This is a genomic window from Sulfitobacter sp. G5_S2_6_S6 (genome assembly GCF_054968505.1).
The window spans coordinates 1-18,093 of sequence record NZ_JBQKUI010000016.1 but is presented as its reverse complement, the minus strand read 5'-3'; the positions used below and the strand labels follow the sequence as shown (position 1 = coordinate 18,093).

The 18,093-nt window shown below is 51.9% G+C and carries 13 protein-coding genes and 3 pseudogenes; 12 read left to right on the top strand and 4 right to left on the bottom strand.

What is annotated here, in order from left to right:
• Positions 1 to 257: 257 nt before the first annotated feature.
• Both ACTRWK_RS17080 and ACTRWK_RS17075 read left to right on the top strand, forming a co-directional pair.
• Entirely contained in the window at positions 258 to 2,144 is a 1,887-nt protein-coding gene (locus tag ACTRWK_RS17080) for a polysaccharide biosynthesis protein (RefSeq protein WP_289084308.1), read from the top strand.
• A 321-nt stretch (positions 2,145 to 2,465) separates the two neighbouring features.
• Positions 2,466 to 4,178, top strand: coding sequence for a bifunctional sulfate adenylyltransferase/adenylylsulfate kinase (locus ACTRWK_RS17075; RefSeq protein WP_462844089.1), 1,713 nt, complete (start codon positions 2,466 to 2,468; stop codon positions 4,176 to 4,178).
• Positions 4,179 to 4,355: 177 nt separating this feature from the next.
• On the opposite strand, the pseudogene ACTRWK_RS17070 reads toward ACTRWK_RS17075, so the two are convergent.
• Positions 4,356 to 4,670 (bottom strand): annotated as a pseudogene (locus tag ACTRWK_RS17070) (integrase core domain-containing protein); the annotation flags it as partial.
• Between the two features lie 129 nt (positions 4,671 to 4,799).
• Here ACTRWK_RS17070 and istA point away from each other — a divergent pair.
• The gene (istA, locus tag ACTRWK_RS17065) at positions 4,800 to 6,059 is read left to right on the top strand and encodes an IS21 family transposase (protein WP_462844088.1); all 1,260 of its coding nucleotides are present in this window, start codon (positions 4,800 to 4,802) and stop codon (positions 6,057 to 6,059) included.
• Entirely contained in the window at positions 6,056 to 6,898 is an 843-nt protein-coding gene (istB, locus tag ACTRWK_RS17060) for an IS21-like element helper ATPase IstB (RefSeq protein WP_394406316.1), read from the top strand. Before istA ends, istB begins: the two co-directional genes overlap by 4 nt.
• A 77-nt stretch (positions 6,899 to 6,975) precedes the next feature.
• Here istB and ACTRWK_RS17055 read toward each other — a convergent pair.
• A pseudogene (locus ACTRWK_RS17055) lies at positions 6,976 to 7,856 on the bottom strand (IS3 family transposase); the annotation flags it as partial.
• Positions 7,857 to 8,035: 179 nt separating this feature from the next.
• Here ACTRWK_RS17055 and ACTRWK_RS17050 point away from each other — a divergent pair.
• From ACTRWK_RS17050 to ACTRWK_RS17015, 8 genes are all read left to right on the top strand, one after another.
• A complete protein-coding gene (locus tag ACTRWK_RS17050) occupies positions 8,036 to 9,235 on the top strand; it encodes a glycosyltransferase family 4 protein (protein ID WP_462844087.1) in 1,200 nt (399 codons plus the stop codon).
• Positions 9,236 to 10,228 (top strand): glycosyltransferase family 2 protein, encoded by a 993-nt coding sequence (locus ACTRWK_RS17045; protein WP_462844086.1) that lies wholly within the window; start codon positions 9,236 to 9,238, stop codon positions 10,226 to 10,228.
• Between the two features lie 21 nt (positions 10,229 to 10,249).
• Positions 10,250 to 11,038, top strand: a complete 789-nt coding sequence (locus ACTRWK_RS17040) for a sulfotransferase family 2 domain-containing protein (protein ID WP_462844085.1) — start codon at positions 10,250 to 10,252, stop codon at positions 11,036 to 11,038.
• 472 nt (positions 11,039 to 11,510) lie between these two features.
• Positions 11,511 to 12,773 (top strand): oligosaccharide flippase family protein, encoded by a 1,263-nt coding sequence (locus tag ACTRWK_RS17035; RefSeq protein WP_462844084.1) that lies wholly within the window; start codon positions 11,511 to 11,513, stop codon positions 12,771 to 12,773.
• Between the two features lies 1 nt (position 12,774).
• On the top strand, positions 12,775 to 14,493 hold the full coding sequence (locus ACTRWK_RS17030; protein ID WP_462844083.1) for a glycosyltransferase: 1,719 nt from the start codon (positions 12,775 to 12,777) through the stop codon (positions 14,491 to 14,493).
• Positions 14,490 to 15,548 (top strand): EpsG family protein, encoded by a 1,059-nt coding sequence (locus tag ACTRWK_RS17025; protein WP_462844082.1) that lies wholly within the window; start codon positions 14,490 to 14,492, stop codon positions 15,546 to 15,548. The genes ACTRWK_RS17030 and ACTRWK_RS17025 overlap by 4 nt, the downstream gene beginning before the upstream one ends.
• Positions 15,549 to 15,680: 132 nt before the next feature.
• The gene (locus tag ACTRWK_RS17020) at positions 15,681 to 16,754 is read left to right on the top strand and encodes a glycosyltransferase (RefSeq protein WP_462844081.1); all 1,074 of its coding nucleotides are present in this window, start codon (positions 15,681 to 15,683) and stop codon (positions 16,752 to 16,754) included.
• Positions 16,751 to 17,356, top strand: a complete 606-nt coding sequence (locus ACTRWK_RS17015; protein ID WP_462844080.1) for a sugar transferase — start codon at positions 16,751 to 16,753, stop codon at positions 17,354 to 17,356. The genes ACTRWK_RS17020 and ACTRWK_RS17015 overlap by 4 nt, the downstream gene beginning before the upstream one ends.
• Positions 17,357 to 17,546: 190 nt before the next feature.
• On the opposite strand, the pseudogene ACTRWK_RS17010 reads toward ACTRWK_RS17015, so the two are convergent.
• Both ACTRWK_RS17010 and ACTRWK_RS17005 read right to left on the bottom strand, forming a co-directional pair.
• Positions 17,547 to 17,732, bottom strand: a pseudogene (locus ACTRWK_RS17010) (integrase core domain-containing protein); the annotation flags it as partial.
• Between the two features lie 38 nt (positions 17,733 to 17,770).
• A partial coding sequence (locus tag ACTRWK_RS17005) for a transposase (protein ID WP_462844079.1) occupies positions 17,771 to 18,093 on the bottom strand: 323 nt, incomplete at its 5' end.

Genomic DNA, 18,093 nt, shown 5'->3' with positions numbered 1-18,093 from the left:
ATCGGGTGAAATATGAGCGCATTCAGGCAGATGACTATATCATTGCCAGCAGTTTCTTGCGTATTCCCTTTTGACGTGTCTCTTAATATAGGGTGGTAAGAGGAGGAATACCCAACATCTTGCGGCCATAACAAGGCGAGGGCCCAGAGCCTGACCTGCCGTCCGCTGATCCACAAAAATACCTTCGTGAAACGCCGGTAATTTGGTAACCTCTGCACATTACAAACGACCATTTATATTCAAAGAAAATTATCGCCATGCACATGAAAAGTATTCACGACCTTTCGAGGGCGAAAAAGCGGGCCATTTTTCTGGCCGTCGACAGCATACTCGTCCCTCTTGCTCTCTATTGCGCTTTTGCCTTCCGCTACGGGACGGGCACGCCCTGGATGCCAATCGCAGACAGTTGGGTGCTTTTCCCCGTCATCTCGATGTGGGGCGTTGGTATCATCTGGGCACTGCGGCTCCACCGGATCAAGCTTAACGCTTTCGATACACATTCCATGTCAAACATTGGCGTAGCGTCGCTGTTGATTGCCTTCAGTGCGGTGATGCTGAGTTATTGGTTGAAGCTGTCGGCGCCGCGGTCCGTACCGCTTCTTTTGGGGCTGTTCTTTTGCATCTTCGCCGTCGCGGCGCGCGTGGTGGGGCTGAACCTGTTGCGCTGGCTGTCAGAGCGCGGCGGCAACCGCAAACCCGTCGCGATCTATGGGGCAGGAGCCGCGGGTATCCAATTGGCAGCCGCCCTGAGGCAGGCCAGCGAAGCGCGGCCGGTATTCTTTATCGACGACAACCCGAACCTACACGGTCTCATGGTCGCCGGCCTGCCTGTTCATGATCCAGCTAAACTCGGGAAGCTGGTCAAAGCGCGCGATATCGAACAGATTCTGCTTGCCGTGCCATCGATGGCCAAGAAGCGTAGGGACGAGTTGATCTCCAAGCTCAGTGTTCATGAGGTCGAGGTGCAGGTGCTGCCGTCCTATGTGGACCTGATGTCTGGCAAAGGGCTTGCTGATAGCCTGCGCACCGTCGCGCCGGATCAGCTCTTGGGCCGCGACAAGGTCGATCTCGATACGCCCGAAATTGCGAAAACATACGCTGGTCGCGTTGTTATGGTGACCGGAGCAGGGGGCTCGATCGGGTCCGAGCTGTGTCGGCAGCTGCTGAACTGTAACCCGGCGCGGATTATCCTGTTTGAGCAGGGTGAGTTCCAACTGTACTCAATTGATCAGGAGTTGCAGCCTGAGGCGAAGGCCACGGGGATCCCTATTGTCAGCCGTCTTGGCTCAGTCACAAACAAGACGCGCGTAGCCGGCGTGATTGCCGAGGAGGGGGTGGAGATTGTCCTCCACGCCGCCGCTTATAAACACGTGCCGCTGGTCGAGGAAAACGAGCTAGAAGGCGCGCGTAACAATGTTTTGGGCACGCAAGTTGTAGCCGAAGCCGCTGCTGAGGCGAAGCTGGAGCGCTTCATTCTTGTCTCCACCGACAAAGCCGTACGGCCGACAAATATCATGGGTGCCACCAAACGGATGGCCGAGCTGGTGGTCCAAGATGTCCAGACGCGCAACGCTGCAACAAAATTCGCGATGGTTAGGTTCGGTAACGTCCTTGGGTCCTCTGGTTCAGTCCTACCACTGTTTCAAAAGCAAATCGCTCGCGGTGGGCCGGTGACGGTGACCCATAAGGATGTCACGCGCTTCTTTATGACAATTCCCGAAGCTGCACGTTTGGTCCTGCTGGCTGGTGCCTATGCCAAAGGTAGTGACGTATTCGTGCTGGACATGGGAGAACCGCAAAAGATCATCGATATCGCCCGCCGTATGGTCATGCTCTCTGGCCGGAAGGTTAAGGATCCCGAGACGGGGGAGGGAGATATCGAAATCAAGGTGACAGGTCTGCGGCCAGGAGAGAAGCTCTACGAAGAGTTGCTGATTGACGACGACAGCTTGTTGGCGACGCCACATGCGAAGATCCTCCGAGCGCATGAGGGGATGCTGAGCCAAATTGAGGTGGCTGCGATGTTAAGGGAATTGAACGGCTCAATTTCGTCGGCGGACTCGGTACGGTTGCGGAGGTTGATTGCCGCGCGGGTCGAAGGGTATCACGTACAAGAGAGCGATGTTTGCAACATAGAAGCTTGATTTATTGTTTGTTCAATCGATGAGCCGGGCCGGTAAACTTTAGCCATGCTGTCTGGATAGGGTTTCAAGTACCATCCCGTCATTTGTATGTTTGCCGATTTTCAACTCATTAGTTGCTTGCTCGCTTTATTTATTAATTGGTTACAGAGAATTTCCAATACAAAGCTCAATATTTATAAGGTTGATCGCTGACCAATTAATATAGATAAGGTTGGTGTCTATGTCAGAAACCAAGTCTTCGACACTTCAGTCAAGACAAACCAAAATATTTGTTCTTAATAGCCAAAATTTTATTTCCTTAAAAAATATTGCGAGACGCCCATGCAAACGCCCAACCTTGCTCCGATCCCTGAACTCTACGTCTCTTACGACTCGGCGCAGAAGCTGAAGGTGGAAGCTGGCGACCTGGTCAGCCATGACCTGACGCCGCGCCAGATCTGCGATCTAGAGCTGCTGATGAACGGTGGCTTCAACCCTCTTAAGGGTTTCTTGACCGAAGAAGACTATGACGGTGTTGTCGAAAACATGCGTCTGGCAGATGGGTCGCTGTGGCCGATGCCGATCAACCTCGATGTGTCGGAAAAGTTTGCCGAAGGGCTCGAGATCGGGCAGGACATCGCCTTGCGCGATCAGGAAGGCGTGATTTTGGCGGTCATGACCGTCACCGACCGTTGGGTTCCAAACAAGGCCCGCGAGGCAGAGAAAGTCTTTGGCGCGGATGACAGCGCGCATCCGGCGGTGAACTATCTGCACAACACCGCGGGCAACGTCTATCTGGGCGGCCCTGTGACTGGCATCCAGCAGCCCGTCCACTATGATTTCAAGGCGCGTCGCGACACGCCCAACGAGCTGCGTGCCTATTTCCGCAAGATGGGCTGGCGCAAGGTTGTGGCCTTCCAGACCCGCAACCCCCTGCACCGCGCGCACCAGGAACTGACCTTCCGCGCCGCGCGTGAAGCACAGGCGAACCTGTTGATCCACCCCGTTGTCGGCCTGACCAAGCCCGGCGATGTGGACCACTTTACCCGCGTGCGCTGCTATGAGGCCGTGCTGAACAAATACCCCGCCGCCACCACCGCGATGAGCCTGCTGAACCTCGCCATGCGCATGGCCGGCCCCCGCGAGGCCGTCTGGCACGGTCTGATCCGCAAGAACCACGGCTGCACCCATTTCATCGTGGGCCGCGACCATGCGGGCCCCGGCAAGAACTCTGCCGGTGAGGATTTCTATGGCCCCTATGACGCACAGGATCTGTTCCGCGCCCATGAGGAAGAAATGGGCATCGAAATGGTCGACTTCAAACATATGGTTTGGGTGGCCGAGCGCGCGCAATACGAGGCGATTGACGAGATCGAAGACAAGGATGACATCACCATCCTCAACATCTCGGGCACCGAGTTGCGCCGCCGTCTGCAGGAAGGGCTGGAAATCCCCGAATGGTTCTCTTTCCCCGAGGTGGTCGAAGAGCTGCGCCGCACCAAGCCGCCGCGCAACAAGCAGGGCTTTACCGTCTTCTTCACCGGTTTCTCCGGCTCGGGGAAATCGACGATCGCCAATGCTTTGATGGTCAAACTGATGGAGATGGGCGGCCGTCCCGTCGCGCTGCTGGATGGGGATATCGTCCGGAAGAACCTGTCGTCGGAACTGGGCTTTAGCAAAGAGCACCGCGATCTGAACATCCGCCGCATCGGCTATGTCGCCTCCGAGATCACCAAGAACGGCGGCATCGCCATCTGCGCGCCGATCGCGCCTTACGCCACCACCCGCCGTGCCGTGCGCGAAGACGTGGAAAGCTTTGGTGCCTTCGTCGAGGTCCATGTTGCCACCTCCATCGAGGAATGCGAACGCCGCGACCGCAAGGGGCTGTACAAGTTGGCCCGCGAAGGCAAAATCAAGGAATTCACAGGGATTTCAGATCCCTATGACGTTCCCGAAACCCCCGAACTGCGCGTCGAGACAGAAAATGTCGACGTCGACAATTGCGCGCATCAGGTGCTGCTCAAGCTGGAAAGCATGGGACTGATTAAGGGGTAACCCTTTCGCCAGGTCGAACACAGAAAGGCCGGCCTTCATGGGCTGGTCTTTTTCGTGCGTGTTGTTGGATGTCGTGCATAAAAAAGGGCCGCAAAATGGCGATGTATAACGCAGATGTTAATTTCCACTCAAAAGTGACCCGGGGGTGTTGATTGTCACTGACCTGCCACGGAACTCTCATCCAGCTGTGACTTGAGCCCGATTGATGTTTACGCCGATTGGCGCAGGTTGAGCAATCGCCCGACACGCGGAGCTTTCATCTCGCGTAGCGGGGCGGGCGATTGCGGTGGTCAGGGTCCGCGCGTAGTCGGCCGGGGTCTGGTAATTCAAGGCCGAATGTGGGCGTTCGGTGTTGTAGTCGGCGGCCCATGCGGGGATCACGACGCGGGCATGTGCCAGGTTGCGGAACATGGTCTCGTTAAGTAGCTCGTCGCGCATCCGCCCGTTAAAGCTTTCGACGAAGCCGTTCTGCATGGGCTTGCCCGGCGCGATTGTAATCGCCGGACGTAATCTCCCCAAAACCGCCGTTTGAAAAATCCCCAGCCATGAGCGGAAGGGCTAATTCCGAACCTTAAATATTCGGAATTGGCGCTGCCGCGGGACACAGGCCTGATGCTCCCAATGGAGACTCACAAGGGGGGCAGACAGGTGAAGAGACTGAGGGAGATCGTTTTGATCCATGATCTGAAGAAACAGGGTCTCAGCATTTCCGCGATCGCGCGGAAAGTTGGCTGTGACCGCAAGACAGTGCGTAAGCATTTGAAACGCGGCCTCGAAGCGCCGATCTATGGCCCACGGGTGCCGCGAGATCGCATCATCGAACCTTTTGAGCGTTACCTGCAGGAGCGTGTTCAAGCCTTCCCCGATCTGAGCGGCGCGCGCCTGCTGCGCGAGATCCGGGAGTTGGGTTATGATGGCGGCTACACCGCAGTGGCGGACTTCTTGCGTGAGGTGCGCCCGCCCAGGCGAGCGCAGTTCGAGCGCCGGTTCGAAACCCCACCGGGTATGCAGGCCCAGGTCGATTTTGCTGAGTTCACAGTTGAGTTCGCCGACGAGCCCATTGTCGTGCGAAAGGTCTGGCTGTTCTCGATGGTGCTCGGGCATAGCCGCTGGCTCTGGGGCCGGTTCGTTGCCAGCCAAAACCTGCAATCGGTCCTGCGCTGCCATATCGCGGCTTTCTCGGACATGGGCGGCGTGCCTGGGGAAATCCTCTATGACCGGATGAAGACTGCGGTGATCGGCGAAGACGAGGCCGGGGTAGTAACCTACAACGCCTCCCTGGTGACCCTGCTAAATCATTATGGCGCAGTGCCACGCGCCTGCCAGCCATATCGGGCCAAGACCAAGGGCAAGGTCGAGCGCCCGTTCCGCTATATCCGGCAAGACTTCTTCCTGGCCCGCAAGTTCCGCAATATGGACGATCTCAATGCTCAGTTTGACGCTTGGCGGACCGAGGTCGCTAACCCTCGAGTTCACGCCACCACCAGGCGCGTGGTGGACGAGGCCTTTGCGGAGGAACAGCCCAGCCTCAAACCTCTTCCGGCAACACCCTACAGCGCGGTGCTGACGGTCGAAAGGCGGGTGAGCAAGGACGGAATGATCTCGGTCGGCGGTAACTTCTATTCCGTTCCCGATACTACCCGGCGGCGCACGCTCGAGGTCCAGCATCACGCCACCGAATTGCGGATCTACGAGGACGGCCAATTGATCGCTCGTCATCCGGTTCTGGAAGGCAAAGCGCGGCGCCGCGTCTACCCTACGCATCGCAAAGCGCCACCGCCGAGGCCCTCTCTGTCGCGGTCCTCGCATGGGTTGCGGCGACCGCTCGACTTCTACGGTGCGGTAGGCCAGCGCCTGGCAGCTGAGGGGGCGCGGTCATGAGCGAACTTCTGGACCGGATCCGCGGTGCCCTCGTAGGACTGAAGATGCCGCGCGCGCTTGAAGCTCTCGATTGCACGCTGCAACAGTTGGAGAAGGGCGAAGTTACCGCCATCGAGGCTATCGACACGCTGCTGAGCGAAGAATATGCCACGCGGGAAACCCGTCGTATCGACGTGGCGCTGCGCACCGCCAAGCTCATGCCCACCAAGACCCTTGAGGGCTTTGACTTCAGCTTCCAGCCATCACTCGACCGGGAGCGGATCGCCGCGCTGGCCCAGTTGGACTTCATCCGGCGGGCCGAGGTCGTTCACTTCCTTGGGCCGCCAGGCACCGGTAAGTCGCATCTGGCCACGGCCCTCGGCGTCGCCGCTGTGAAGGCCGGCAAGAGCGTCTATCGCGCAACCCTCGCCGATCTGATCGCAGCGTTAAGCCGGGCCGAGCGGGAGGGCCGGTTGGCGGAGAAGATCCGTTTCTATACCCGAGCGTCTCTGCTGATCGTCGACGAGATTGGTTACCTGCCGATCACCACCGGCGGCGCTAATCTGTTCTTCCAACTCGTCAACGCTCGCTACGAAAAGGGTGCCATGATCCTCACATCGAACCGTGGGTTCGCGGAATGGGGCGAGGTCTTCGGCGACCCAGTCGTCGCAACCGCGCTGCTCGACCGGCTCCTGCATCACGCAGTGGTTATCCAGATCGAGGGCGCCAGCTACCGCCTGCGCGGCCATGCCGACCTTATCCCAGAGCATGTCCGGGCAAATGCTCCAATCGCTCCGCCACCGCCGCCAAAGCGCCGCGGACGGCCGCCAAAAGCAAGGAATAGAGCCGCTGATCACTGAGCCGGCTGATCACCGGAACCAAGCAAGTGGGGAATTTTACTTCGGCACTTTTGGGGAAAGTTCAAACGGCGTTGACACGCGATGTAGTGCCATTCGATCCGGTGCTCGGAACACCAGCGCAGGATCGCGTTACTGGTTAGTTCGGTCCCATTATCGCTGACAATCATGCCAGGCTTTCCGCGCCGCTCGATCAAGGCCGTCAGCTCGCGTGCCACACGCCGTCCCGAAATCGAGGTATCCGGGATTGCCGCTAAGCACTCCCGGGTGACATCGTCGACCACGTTGAGCACCCGGAAGCGCTGGCCGCTGGCGAATTGGTCGTGGACGAAATCCAATGACCAACGTGCGTTCGGCCGTGCTTCGACCAAGATTGGCGCCCGTGTCCCGACAGCCTTGCGTCGGGCCTTTCGCTTGCGCACCGCCAGCCCTTCCTCGCGGTAAAGCCGATAGATCCGGTTGATCCCCGAGGGCTCGCCCTCGCGGCGCAGCAGCACGAAGAGCCGCCGATAACCGAACCGTCGACGCTCGTTGGCCAGATCCCGCAACCGACCGCGTAGAACCGTGTCCGGCGCACGCTTAGCCTGGTAGCGGACCATCTTGCGGTCCGCCCCGGCAATCCGGCACGCCCGCCGTTCCGATAGCCCGAGAAGGGCCTTCACATGCGCGACCGCCTCGCGCTTCACGGCAGGCGTCACCACTTTTTTGAAACCAGTTCCTTCATTGCAGCCAGATCGAGCATCTGCTCGGCCAGCAGCTTCTTCAGCTTGGCGTTCTCATCCTCAAGCGTCTTCAGCCGCTTGGCCTCAGACACCGTCATGCCGCCGAATTTGGCCTTCCAGTTATAAAAGGTGCCTTCCGACATGCCGTGCTTGCGGCACAAGTCCGCGCATTTTGCGCCTGCTTCGTGCTCGCCAAGGATGCCGATGATCTGTTCGTCCGTGAATCTCGTTCGCTTCATTGTCCGTCCTCAAGTTGGGCCGGACTCTAATCGACGGTGGAGGAAAAATCCCGTGGCAGGTCACTCTACCCCGATTTGTGCGACAAAGCCCATTACATCCACTACATAGAGATGCTAACAACACTCATTGTCATCTAATATTCAAAAGCTTCATAGAAATGGTGCCATCGTAGTTTACAATGAATATTTTGATCTTTGCACATGATTGTGGCCTCCGTGGTGCTGAGCGTGTTGCAGCGTCTCAAGCAGTGGCGCTCGCTGAACGCGGCTGGATAGTTACTGTAATGGTTCCTTGCGCAGCCGGAGGACTTTCTGAGTTTCTACTCCAGAAGGGCATCAATGTTATACAAGTGCAATATTTTTCTTGGAATGGGCCTGGAACCTTTAAGGGGCGAGCATATCGCATTCTTTCAAACGCTATGGCGATTCCTAAATTGATCAAAGCTGTTCGGTCAGTAAAACCTAACATTATTTATATCCATTCTATTGCCTGTGGGGTGGGTGCCGTAGTCGCAAAATTGACCAAAACACCCCGCATATGGCAACTACACGAAACAGGCCCATGTGGAACTACACCGGACCGCGGTTCATTTGACTTAGGCAAACGCCTGTCGCTGATCCTAATGCGCTGGACAGGTTGCCGGATGTTAGCAGTTTCAGCCACAGTCTCCCAATTGTGGGAAAGGCTCCTGCGCACTACGCCGGTGGGCGTAATGTATCAAGCCGTAGAAGTTGACAAAGCCGTTGACATTCGGGATGCGCCCTTACTACAAAAACTCTCGAATTGGGCTGGCCCAAAGCTAGTTGTTGTGGGCTCACTTTCGGCCTTAAAAGACCAGATTACTGCAGTCCGCGCCATGCCGGATATTTTGAAGAATTCACCGAACGCCGGGCTATTTCTAATCGGCGACGATCATCAAAACTCAGCTCATGAAATTTTTGCAACGGCTGTTAACCTTGGTGTGGATGATCATATAATCTACCTTGGCACACTGGCAAATGCAGCCACAGCAATCGCCCACGCAGATTGTTGCGTTATCACGTCGGTTGATGAAGGCTTTGGCCGTGTGACGGTAGAAGCCATGCTATGTGAGACTACAGTGATAGCAGCCGATGTACCCGTCAACCGCGAAGTAGCCGGAGACGGTAACGCCAACTATTTTGAAGCATCTAATCCAGGGTCTCTGGCCTCTGCAGTGAATAAAGCGCTAAAGCTGAAAGGGTCTGAACAACTCGATAGGCTATCCGATACTGCTACATTTGCACGTCAAAAATTCAGCACGAAGGTAGCGACTGATATTTTAGAAGACGAATTATTTGCATGCTTGAAATCTTACGCGCAAAGTGAACCAGAAAAAGAAATTGATGATGCGGATTGAATGATGAAAAAAATATGCACTATTTTACTTAATTGGAAGGGGGCCGATGATACAATTGATTGCCTCAAGTCATTTCTGACTCAATCGCACCCAGAAGCACTGCATGTTGTGGTTATTGACAATGCGTCTCCCGACGATTCGGTCGAGCGCATATTGTCTTGGGCCAATGAGCATGGGATAGCACTGGAGGAATTAAATTACCTTTCGGAAACCCAGCATTTATCTGCAACAGGACCCACGGCTGGGGCAAATTCCCTTAAAATCACATTGATACGTAGCGACAAAAACATTGGATTTTGCGCAGGCAACAACCTTGGCGCTAAATTTGGATTTGAAAGAGGCGCGGACTATGCATTGATTCTCAACAACGATACCGTAGTTCCGGCCAATTTCAACGCGACGCTGCAAAGTGTATTAGCTGACGATGACGGAATGACACTCTACAGCCCACAAATAGCATATGCTAGCGCACCGGAAACCATATGGTGGTTTGGTGGTCGGTTCTCTAAGTTGCTTTCTCCCACTTACTTATCGCAGGGAGATACAGTTCGTATGGATGCAAGATCAAAGCCTGAGACACAATGGGTATCGGGCTGCGCAACCCTTATATCAAGCAGTGTCTATGACAAACTCGGGCTATATGACCCAACTTTCTTCATTTGGTGCGAAGAATGGGACCTGTCACTCCGAGCAGCAAAAACTGGCGTTCCAATGAGGGTAATTCCATCTGTGCTGGTCTACCACAAGGTAGGCAAGTCACTCGGTATTACATCGCCTCTCACATTTTTCTACGCAATGCGTAATATGATGATATTACGTAAGCGTTACTTAGCTCTGCACCTGAGAATCCCGTTTAACCTCGCATATATACCATACAAGCTGATCCAAGCCGTTATTTTGACATTAAAACAGGGCAATTCGAAGTACCTCGCTGGTTACGTCGATGCATTTAAGTCAATACGAAAGGGTGGTAAATGGAAACGGCAGGGCTGATTTAGCAAGGAAATTGACATAATGATTTCTCATAAGCATCGAAGCGTGTTTGTCCACATCCCGAAATGCGCTGGGCAAAGCATCGAAACTGCATTTTTAGACGATCTAGGGTTAAATTGGGAATCCCGCGGGGCCCTTTTGCTACGCCCAAACGATTGTCCCAGTATCGGTCCGCCGAGGCTGGCTCACCTCATTGCCCGCGATTACGTGAGGTGCCATCACTTATCGAAAAATCTATTCGATGATTACTGTGTGTTTACAGTAGTACGTAATCCTTGGGCTCGCACAGTATCCCTCTATCGTTACTTAGATAATAACGAAAGCTTTTCCGATTTTGTGCTCAAGCGTCTCACCAAGAGTTTGGCGACTGGCGAAACAGATGAAGATTTCTGGTTTTTTCGTCCGCAGACTGACTATACGACAGACACGCATGGGAAAACTATCGTAGATCGTATTATCAAGTTTGAAGAGCTTGAAAATGAATTCAGCAATCTTGCAAAAGAAATAAACCTTATAGCGCCATTGAAACATGTAAACAGGTCTAACCCCGGAATTGTCAGAAAAGAAAAACCTATTAGCAATACTGGGTATAATAAACCTAAGTTCGCCACAATTCGGCGGCGATGCTCTGCTGTTAGACGCCAAATTGGCCTCTTTGATCGGCGCACAACAGCTAAGGACTGGCAAAATTTCTATGATGAGAAGACCCAGTCGCATATTGCAGAGCTATACGCTTCTGACATCGAAACCTTCGGATACAGTTTCAAGCACCAGACCGAAGCATCTGTGATACAAAGTGATCGTCAATAGCAGGTCATAAAAATCCACGGACAGAACAAGCCTCTTTCACCCGTGCTATCGGGGGCCTTCGACTTATAAACCTCACTGACTGTTGATTGCCATTGAGAACTGATTGGGTGGATACCCCCTCCCGACGGCATCGCAATATGCCAAGGTGATGTGGGTCACATCACTGATAGGAGGAAGCATCCACGGAACAAGTTACCATTGTTGGGTTAAATTTGGCAAAGCGGGTTTTCTAGGTTCACGATGCCACGGCTGATGGCGGGATTGCTATTCACCTGACACCCGGTGGAGATCGGATGGTCCCCTCATAGAGGTTGACGCGTTGCGTAAATATTCTAGGGTCAAATCGCGGAAAAAGAGAGCATTAACGGCTGAGCAATCTTTACTTACTATTTCACACAAAGATGCTGGCAGCTATAGAGTGCCTATGAACCAAAGATATTTGGCTTTGAATGTTAGAAGTTAGGTTAAATTATTGGATAAAGTTTTCCTTGGATCTTTTGGGACCCGCATCATCTTACTTGCTGTTGGCTTTTTAACATCTGTAACGTTAGCAAGGCTATTTGGTGCCGCAGCGGTCGGCGAAATGAGTCTAGTCGTGGCCTTACTTGTACTAACGTCTCACATCTCGCTTTTTGGATCGCAGACGACAATTCTGAAGCGGCTGCCAGTACGCGACTACGAATCTCAGAACGAGACACTTGGCCCCGCGTTTTTAACTACTTCTGTATTGGGCATAGCCGTAGGAATAATCTTACTTATTTTGGACAAGCTCGGCATGCTTGGTTCCTATGCGCAACTTGGGAATAGCTTCATTTTTTTACTGCCTGCAATGGTGCTTGCTAACGCCTACCGCGTGCTTGCATTAGAGACCTTGAGAGGGTTACAGAAAATACGTACTTACAATGCCGTTAGCCCGCTTGTCGCGATTTCGATTTTGGTAGCTGTAATATCTGTTTACCTCGCCGGCGGAAAATATATCAACCTTCCAATAATAATCTTCACAACCGAAATTATTTTTTTAGTAATAGTTGGAACGCTATTTCTGCGTATTCCAGGCCGACCGAGAGTTGATTTTCGCTTCGGTAGGGCTGTACTATTCAGATACGTGAGGGTTTCGTTTATTTTCTTCTTATCCGGCTCATCAATCATTATTGGCCAGTTGGATGTTCTAGTAGCTGGCTATTTTCTGCCAGTTGGAGATGTTGGAGTGTATGCAATCAGTGTTAGACTGGCCGCACTTGTAGGACTGGTACTTGCTTCTGCAAATATCTCATTTGCTCCAAACGTCGCCGGTATTTTCCAAAATGAAGGGATCCACGCCACACTAAGTCTAGCTCGAGCCCAAACTCGTATGATTGTGCCTCTTACCGCCGCGATGGGTTTTTTTGTTGCCGCCACGGGGTATTTTTTTCTTGGAGTTTTCGGTTCCCCCTTTTTAGCGGCATACCCAGCACTATTGATACTCATAGCTGGACAGGTTTTGGCCGTATTATTTGGTCCAGTTGGCATCTTTCTCAACATGACCATGGGCCAACGCGATATGCTCATAGTAACATTGGGGGCATTGGGTGCAGGCCTTTTATCAACCTATCTGTTAATTCCGGATTTTGGCCTCACTGGGGCTGCACTCGCTAACTTATTAACCTTGGTTGTAAGGAATCTGTTAGCAACTATATTCATCTATCGGCGCACCGGCACTGCTATATCGGTTTTCCATGCGTGGCGAGGGCAATAATATGACTACTCAACCGTCTTTTTTCATCGTCGGGGCACCAAAGGCTGGCACTACTTCTTTAAATGAATACCTCGCACAATTCCCTGATATATATATTCCCACGGCCAAAGAGATGCACTTCTTTGGTACCGACCTACGCCAAAAAAAGCGGGAATCGTCGGCTCTCACCCTAGACGGTTACTTGTCCCACTTCCTAGAGATGGACAACGCTGAAATCGCTGGCGAAGCCTCTGTATTGTATTTGAAATCGCAAACTGCCGCCAAGGAAATACACTCATTTTGCCCCAATGCGAAAATAATCGTAATGCTGCGTCAGCCAGCGGATCTGCTACACTCGTTGCATGCTCAGCTCGTCTCACAAGGCGACGAGGATGAGGTGGATTTTGCAAAGGCGCTGCGGTTAGAGAGTGACCGTAGATCTGGTCGAAACCTACCCAAGGGGATTTTAGTCCCCGACGATGGGTTGTTTTACCGGGAGGTTGCTCAACTCGGCAGTCAACTAGCTCGGTATATGGATGTCTTTCCCAAAGATAAAATTCATATCATCTTCTTCGAAGACTTCGTTGCCAATCCAACGATAGCTGTCGCCAACGTGCGCAAGTTCTTAGGGTTGGAACCTAGCACAACACCTATAGATACAACAGTGCGCAATCCTGCATCTCGTCCGCGTTCGCGTTTGCTAACCCGCTTCCTTTATCACCCTCCTAGGTGGTCAATTAGACTTGCTAAACAAATTGCACCACGAGCCGCGTTGATAGCTATTCGGGACAAAGTGCGTGAGTTCAATAATGTACCTCAGCGCCCAAAGGAACTATCTTTCGAACTACGCAAAACCTTAACCCAAGAGTTTGAACCCGAAATAGAAAAACTGGAGGCTCTCACCGGAAGAGACTTAACGGAATGGCGCTACGCCGAATGTAAAAAGCCCTTGCAAGTCAGTGTAGTAATCCCCTGCTACAATTGCGCCACTACAATTGAGAACGCGGTACGATCAGTTTTAAATCAGACTGCACCTGTCGCTGAAATTATTTTGGTTAACGACGGGAGTACCGATAATACTGCCGAAGTCCTTCGGCGGCTTTCCAGCGCACATGAGCTAGTTAAGACAATTACTCTTCATCACAACGCAGGTCCATCAACCGCTAGAAACACAGGATGGGATAATTCAAACGGCGAATGGGTAGCGTTTTTGGATTCCGACGATGCATGGCATCCTCGGAAGGTCGAAATTCAGACTAGAGCCATCTTAATGTTTCCCGGCCTGTCAATTATTGGCCACGGCTGCGAAGTTGGGAGCCTAAACCAGGATTGGTCGGACTTGTCAACCGTAGAAGACAGTTTCATAGCTAACAGAACACAGACTGTCGGGAAATTCCGACTAATCGCGTCTAATCCTTGGCCTACTCCATCGGTAATGATACGCCGAACTATCACACAGCGGTTCGATCCTGATATGCGCCGCGCGGAAGACTACCTACTCTGGTCTCGCATTGTTATGGGCGGGGGCACTGGTGTGCGTATTAACCTCAACTTAGTACGTCTTTACAAGGCAAAATTCGGAGATGCTGGATTGAGCGCAAATTTACATGCGTCCGAGGTCGCCGAGTTGGACGCGATACGTAGGTTACAGCGTGCCAAGCTAATAAACCCTGTCCAAGCTTATGGATGGCAGATATATTCCTTTATTAAGTACGTACGAAGGCTTGTCCGCCACCTATGATCTATGTTGCGTCGCATATAATGTTTGCACTGGCCGCTTTGGTCGCTGCATCTCGTCAATCAAAGCACGGTAGGCTAGTTACAATTTCAGTCTTTGGGTTTTGTACCATACTCTCGTTCGCACGTGGTAATATTGGAACCGACACCCTAGCCTATGAAAGCCTCGTAAATGTATATTCACTTGGCAACAGTTGGACGGGAATAGAACCGGGGTTTATTGCTTATGTCCGTATAGCGGAGATGATAAGTGACAATGCAGTTCTACTCACCCGCGGGCTTTCGCTCATTTTTGGTGCGTTGCTGTTGGCATTTTGCTTAAGAGCGAGCAGAGACGAGCTATTCTTCATAGTTGCGTATTTTGCGCCGAACTACTTCTTTCAAATGAGCATGAATGGTCTCAGGATTGGAATTGCTACCGCTGCTTTTTTATGTGCTGTTCAGCTATTTCGCCGAGGTAGTAAGTACCATGCGATGTTTTATACAGCATTAGGTATCGCGTTCCATGTTTCATTAATATTCGCCTTTGTTATTCTGGCATTTACCCAAATAAAGGTCTCCCGCTCAAAGAGTTTATTTATACCTATTTTCGGGCTGCTATTATCAGTTGGCTTAATGATTGCAACTCAGGGCTACTTACTCGATAAATTTGGTGACTACACTACCATTACTTCACCAGGTATATTTTCCGGCTTATCACCGGTAGTCCGAATACTTATAATTGTCTTTTCTGCCATTTACTTACCAATTATAGCCTCGGAAAAGAAGTGGATATTTTTCGTACTACTGGTGGCGACAGCGCTTTCATATGCGACATCGACAATAAGTTACGCCGGATTGCGCTTCCTAGAAATTATTGCTTCGGTAGCCCCATTTATGATTTTGTTAAAAGTTGACCGGTCAAGTAAAATAAACCGGCGATTTTGGATGGGATTGGCGCTTGCTGGGTTTCTAGGTGGTACCAACATCCTACGAGGTATCTTCGGATCAGTAAATCTAGGGGGAGCGCCTTTTGTTCCCTATCATTTACTGAATGATTCCATTATTAGTCGCGGCTGATAGCCCAATTGAGTGATCATTATGCAAAGAAGAAACTCCAATAACGACCCCAATCTAGTCCGGCCGAGGGTTGTAGTGATTATGCACTCTGTACTAAATCTAAAGTTCTTTTGGATTCCAATCTTACAGTCTATGAAGAATGATTTCGACGTTATTCTTTACATTCGAAATGATATGCCGGAAATTTTTGCAGAATTAGACTTGCCTTGCCGAGTGGTTTTCATACCTATCGAAAGAAAAATTTCACCTTGGAGAGATCTTCAAGCTCTAGTCGCAATCTGGTTTCAGCTACGGCGTGATAAGCCTGATTTATTGCAGACTATCACGCCGAAAGCTGGGCTACTTGGGATGCTTGCAGGTCGTATGGCCGGCGTGCCAGTCCGTATCCACACTTTCCAAGGGCAAGTCTGGGCCACGACAACCGGGATAAAAAGAAAAATATTCCGATTTATCGATGCAGTTACTGCTCGTCTATCTACTGCTGTGCTTGCCGTCAGCCAGACTGAGTTAGAATTTTTACGGAATGAAGGCGTGATCAGAACCAACGTAGGCAGAGTGATCGGCTCTGGATCGATATCGGGCGTAGACCTTGTGCAGTTCGATCCCAAGGTGCCGGAAAACCAAGAGCTTAGGCGTGAGATCGGATTATTGGAGAATGCATTTGTCTTCGTTTACTTAGGACGTTTGCACCGTGATAAAGGTCTACTGGTGCTCGGAGAAGCTTACCGCCAGACGCGCGCTCGTTCGGCATCCGCCACACAGTTGCTGGTGGTAGGACCGGATGAAGACAACATAGGGCCTATACTCCAAGCTGAGCTCGGGGATGCTGTTATAATTCGGCCCTATACTAACTTCCCTGAAGAATACCTGCGCCTAGCCGATGTTGCCGTGCTCCCCAGCTTCCGAGAAGGGTTCGGCTCCTCTTTAATCGAAGCAGCAGCTATGGGGCTGCCTGCGATTGCATCGCGGATCTATGGTATTGACTGCGCGGTTGCTGATGGCGAGACAGGAATATTATTTGAAGCAGGTAGCAGCGAACAATTGGCTGATGCGATGCTTAAACTAGTGAATGATCCGTCAGAGTATCGCCGTCTATCATCTAACGCCATCGCGAGAGCGCAAAGCCAATTTGATCAAAAATTGGTCATTCATAACTTGCTGAATTATTATCGATCGTTTGTGCGTGGAATAGGACATTTGAAATGACAGCATCTAAACGTCTAAGTGACATACTGTTCGCTATTGGTCTCTCCGTCATTTTATCGCCGGTTATTATAGTAACCGCAGTGGCCATCGCTGTTCTCGATGGCCGACCAGTGCTCTACATTTCTGATCGTGCTCACTCCCCAAATCGAAATTTCCGATTGATGAAGTTTCGCACTATGTACCCAGATACTTCAGATTCAGGTGCCTCGGGCGGACACAAGAACTCAAGAGTTACACGTAGTGGATCATTTTTACGTAAGACCCGCCTCGATGAAGTCCCACAGCTATGGAATATTCTCAAGGGAGATATGACTTTTGTCGGCCCGCGACCGCCATTGCCGCTATACGTTGAAAGATTTCCGGAAATATATCGAGAAGTCCTTAAATCCCGCCCAGGCGTGACGGGGCTGGCTTCAATTTACTTTCACGCGCACGAGGAATTCTTGTTGGCCAATTGCCAGACGGCAGTACAAAACGAGCGTATATATCAGCGACGTTGCATCCCGCGCAAAGCAAATCTAGATCTACTTTATGCAAGAAACCAGACCTTTTGTTTCGATGTCTGGCTTATGCTAGCAACTGTGTTCAAACGATTAAGATAAATTGAATTACTAGTTTAGTGTTGATCCCCCGTCTCTAGGGCTGATGGATTCAGACGGTCACTGGAACAAACACCCTAGCCTTTTGATGTCCACGTAGAAGTGACCCGCGGGGGGGGCGCGGACAAAGACTGATCTGAGCCCCAAGTTCCCTCTATTTTTGCGCGGAGTGCTTGGGGTTAAATCTTTGGCGTTACGCCGCCATCTTGTCCATTGCCTTTCTTGGCAAAAAATCCATCTGTGTCAGGTTCCCTAATGCTGAATGTGGTCTGCGCCAGTTGTAATCCTCCTGCCATTCTTCAAGCGTTTTGCGGGCACCGCGCAATGTGCCAAACAGCGTTTCGTTAAGGCATTCGTCTCGCAGTTTGCCGTTGAAACTGAGCTACTCCCCATTTGCTGGACAGGATCTGGCGTAATTTAAGCTACTCTTTGCACCTGCTGATCGGTTTGGGTTGTTTCATTTCGCTGCCAATAGATCACAGCGGGTGGTTGACCGCCAAGGGCGGAATGTGGGCGCTTGCGATTATAGAACTTGATCCACTTGCCGACACCTGCTTTCGCTTCCGACCCGGTCTCCCAGGCATGCAGGTAGACACACTCGTATTTCAGAGATCGCCAGAGCCGTTCTACGAAGATGTTGTCGAGGAACCGTCCCTTGCCATCCATTGAGATACGCACGCCGGATCGGCGCAACCGGTCCGTCCAGGCGAATGACGTGAACTGACTGCCCTGGTCGGTGT

What these genes read in the sequence shown, in the direction of transcription:
- ACTRWK_RS17020 (WP_462844081.1), top strand. Translation starts at nt 15,681, where the DNA reads ATGAAGAATGATTTCGACGTTATTCTTTACATTCGAAATGATATGCCG.
- ACTRWK_RS17040 (WP_462844085.1), top strand. Translation starts at nt 10,250, where the DNA reads ATGATTTCTCATAAGCATCGAAGCGTGTTTGTCCACATCCCGAAATGC.
- ACTRWK_RS17050 (WP_462844087.1), top strand. Translation starts at nt 8,036, where the DNA reads ATGAATATTTTGATCTTTGCACATGATTGTGGCCTCCGTGGTGCTGAG.
- ACTRWK_RS17045 (WP_462844086.1), top strand. Translation starts at nt 9,236, where the DNA reads ATGATGAAAAAAATATGCACTATTTTACTTAATTGGAAGGGGGCCGAT.
- ACTRWK_RS17030 (WP_462844083.1), top strand. Translation starts at nt 12,775, where the DNA reads ATGACTACTCAACCGTCTTTTTTCATCGTCGGGGCACCAAAGGCTGGC.
- istB (WP_394406316.1), top strand. Translation starts at nt 6,056, where the DNA reads ATGAGCGAACTTCTGGACCGGATCCGCGGTGCCCTCGTAGGACTGAAG.
- ACTRWK_RS17080 (WP_289084308.1), top strand. Translation starts at nt 258, where the DNA reads ATGCACATGAAAAGTATTCACGACCTTTCGAGGGCGAAAAAGCGGGCC.
- ACTRWK_RS17025 (WP_462844082.1), top strand. Translation starts at nt 14,490, where the DNA reads ATGATCTATGTTGCGTCGCATATAATGTTTGCACTGGCCGCTTTGGTC.
- istA (WP_462844088.1), top strand. Translation starts at nt 4,800, where the DNA reads ATGGAGACTCACAAGGGGGGCAGACAGGTGAAGAGACTGAGGGAGATC.
- ACTRWK_RS17015 (WP_462844080.1), top strand. Translation starts at nt 16,751, where the DNA reads ATGACAGCATCTAAACGTCTAAGTGACATACTGTTCGCTATTGGTCTC.
- ACTRWK_RS17075 (WP_462844089.1), top strand. Translation starts at nt 2,466, where the DNA reads ATGCAAACGCCCAACCTTGCTCCGATCCCTGAACTCTACGTCTCTTAC.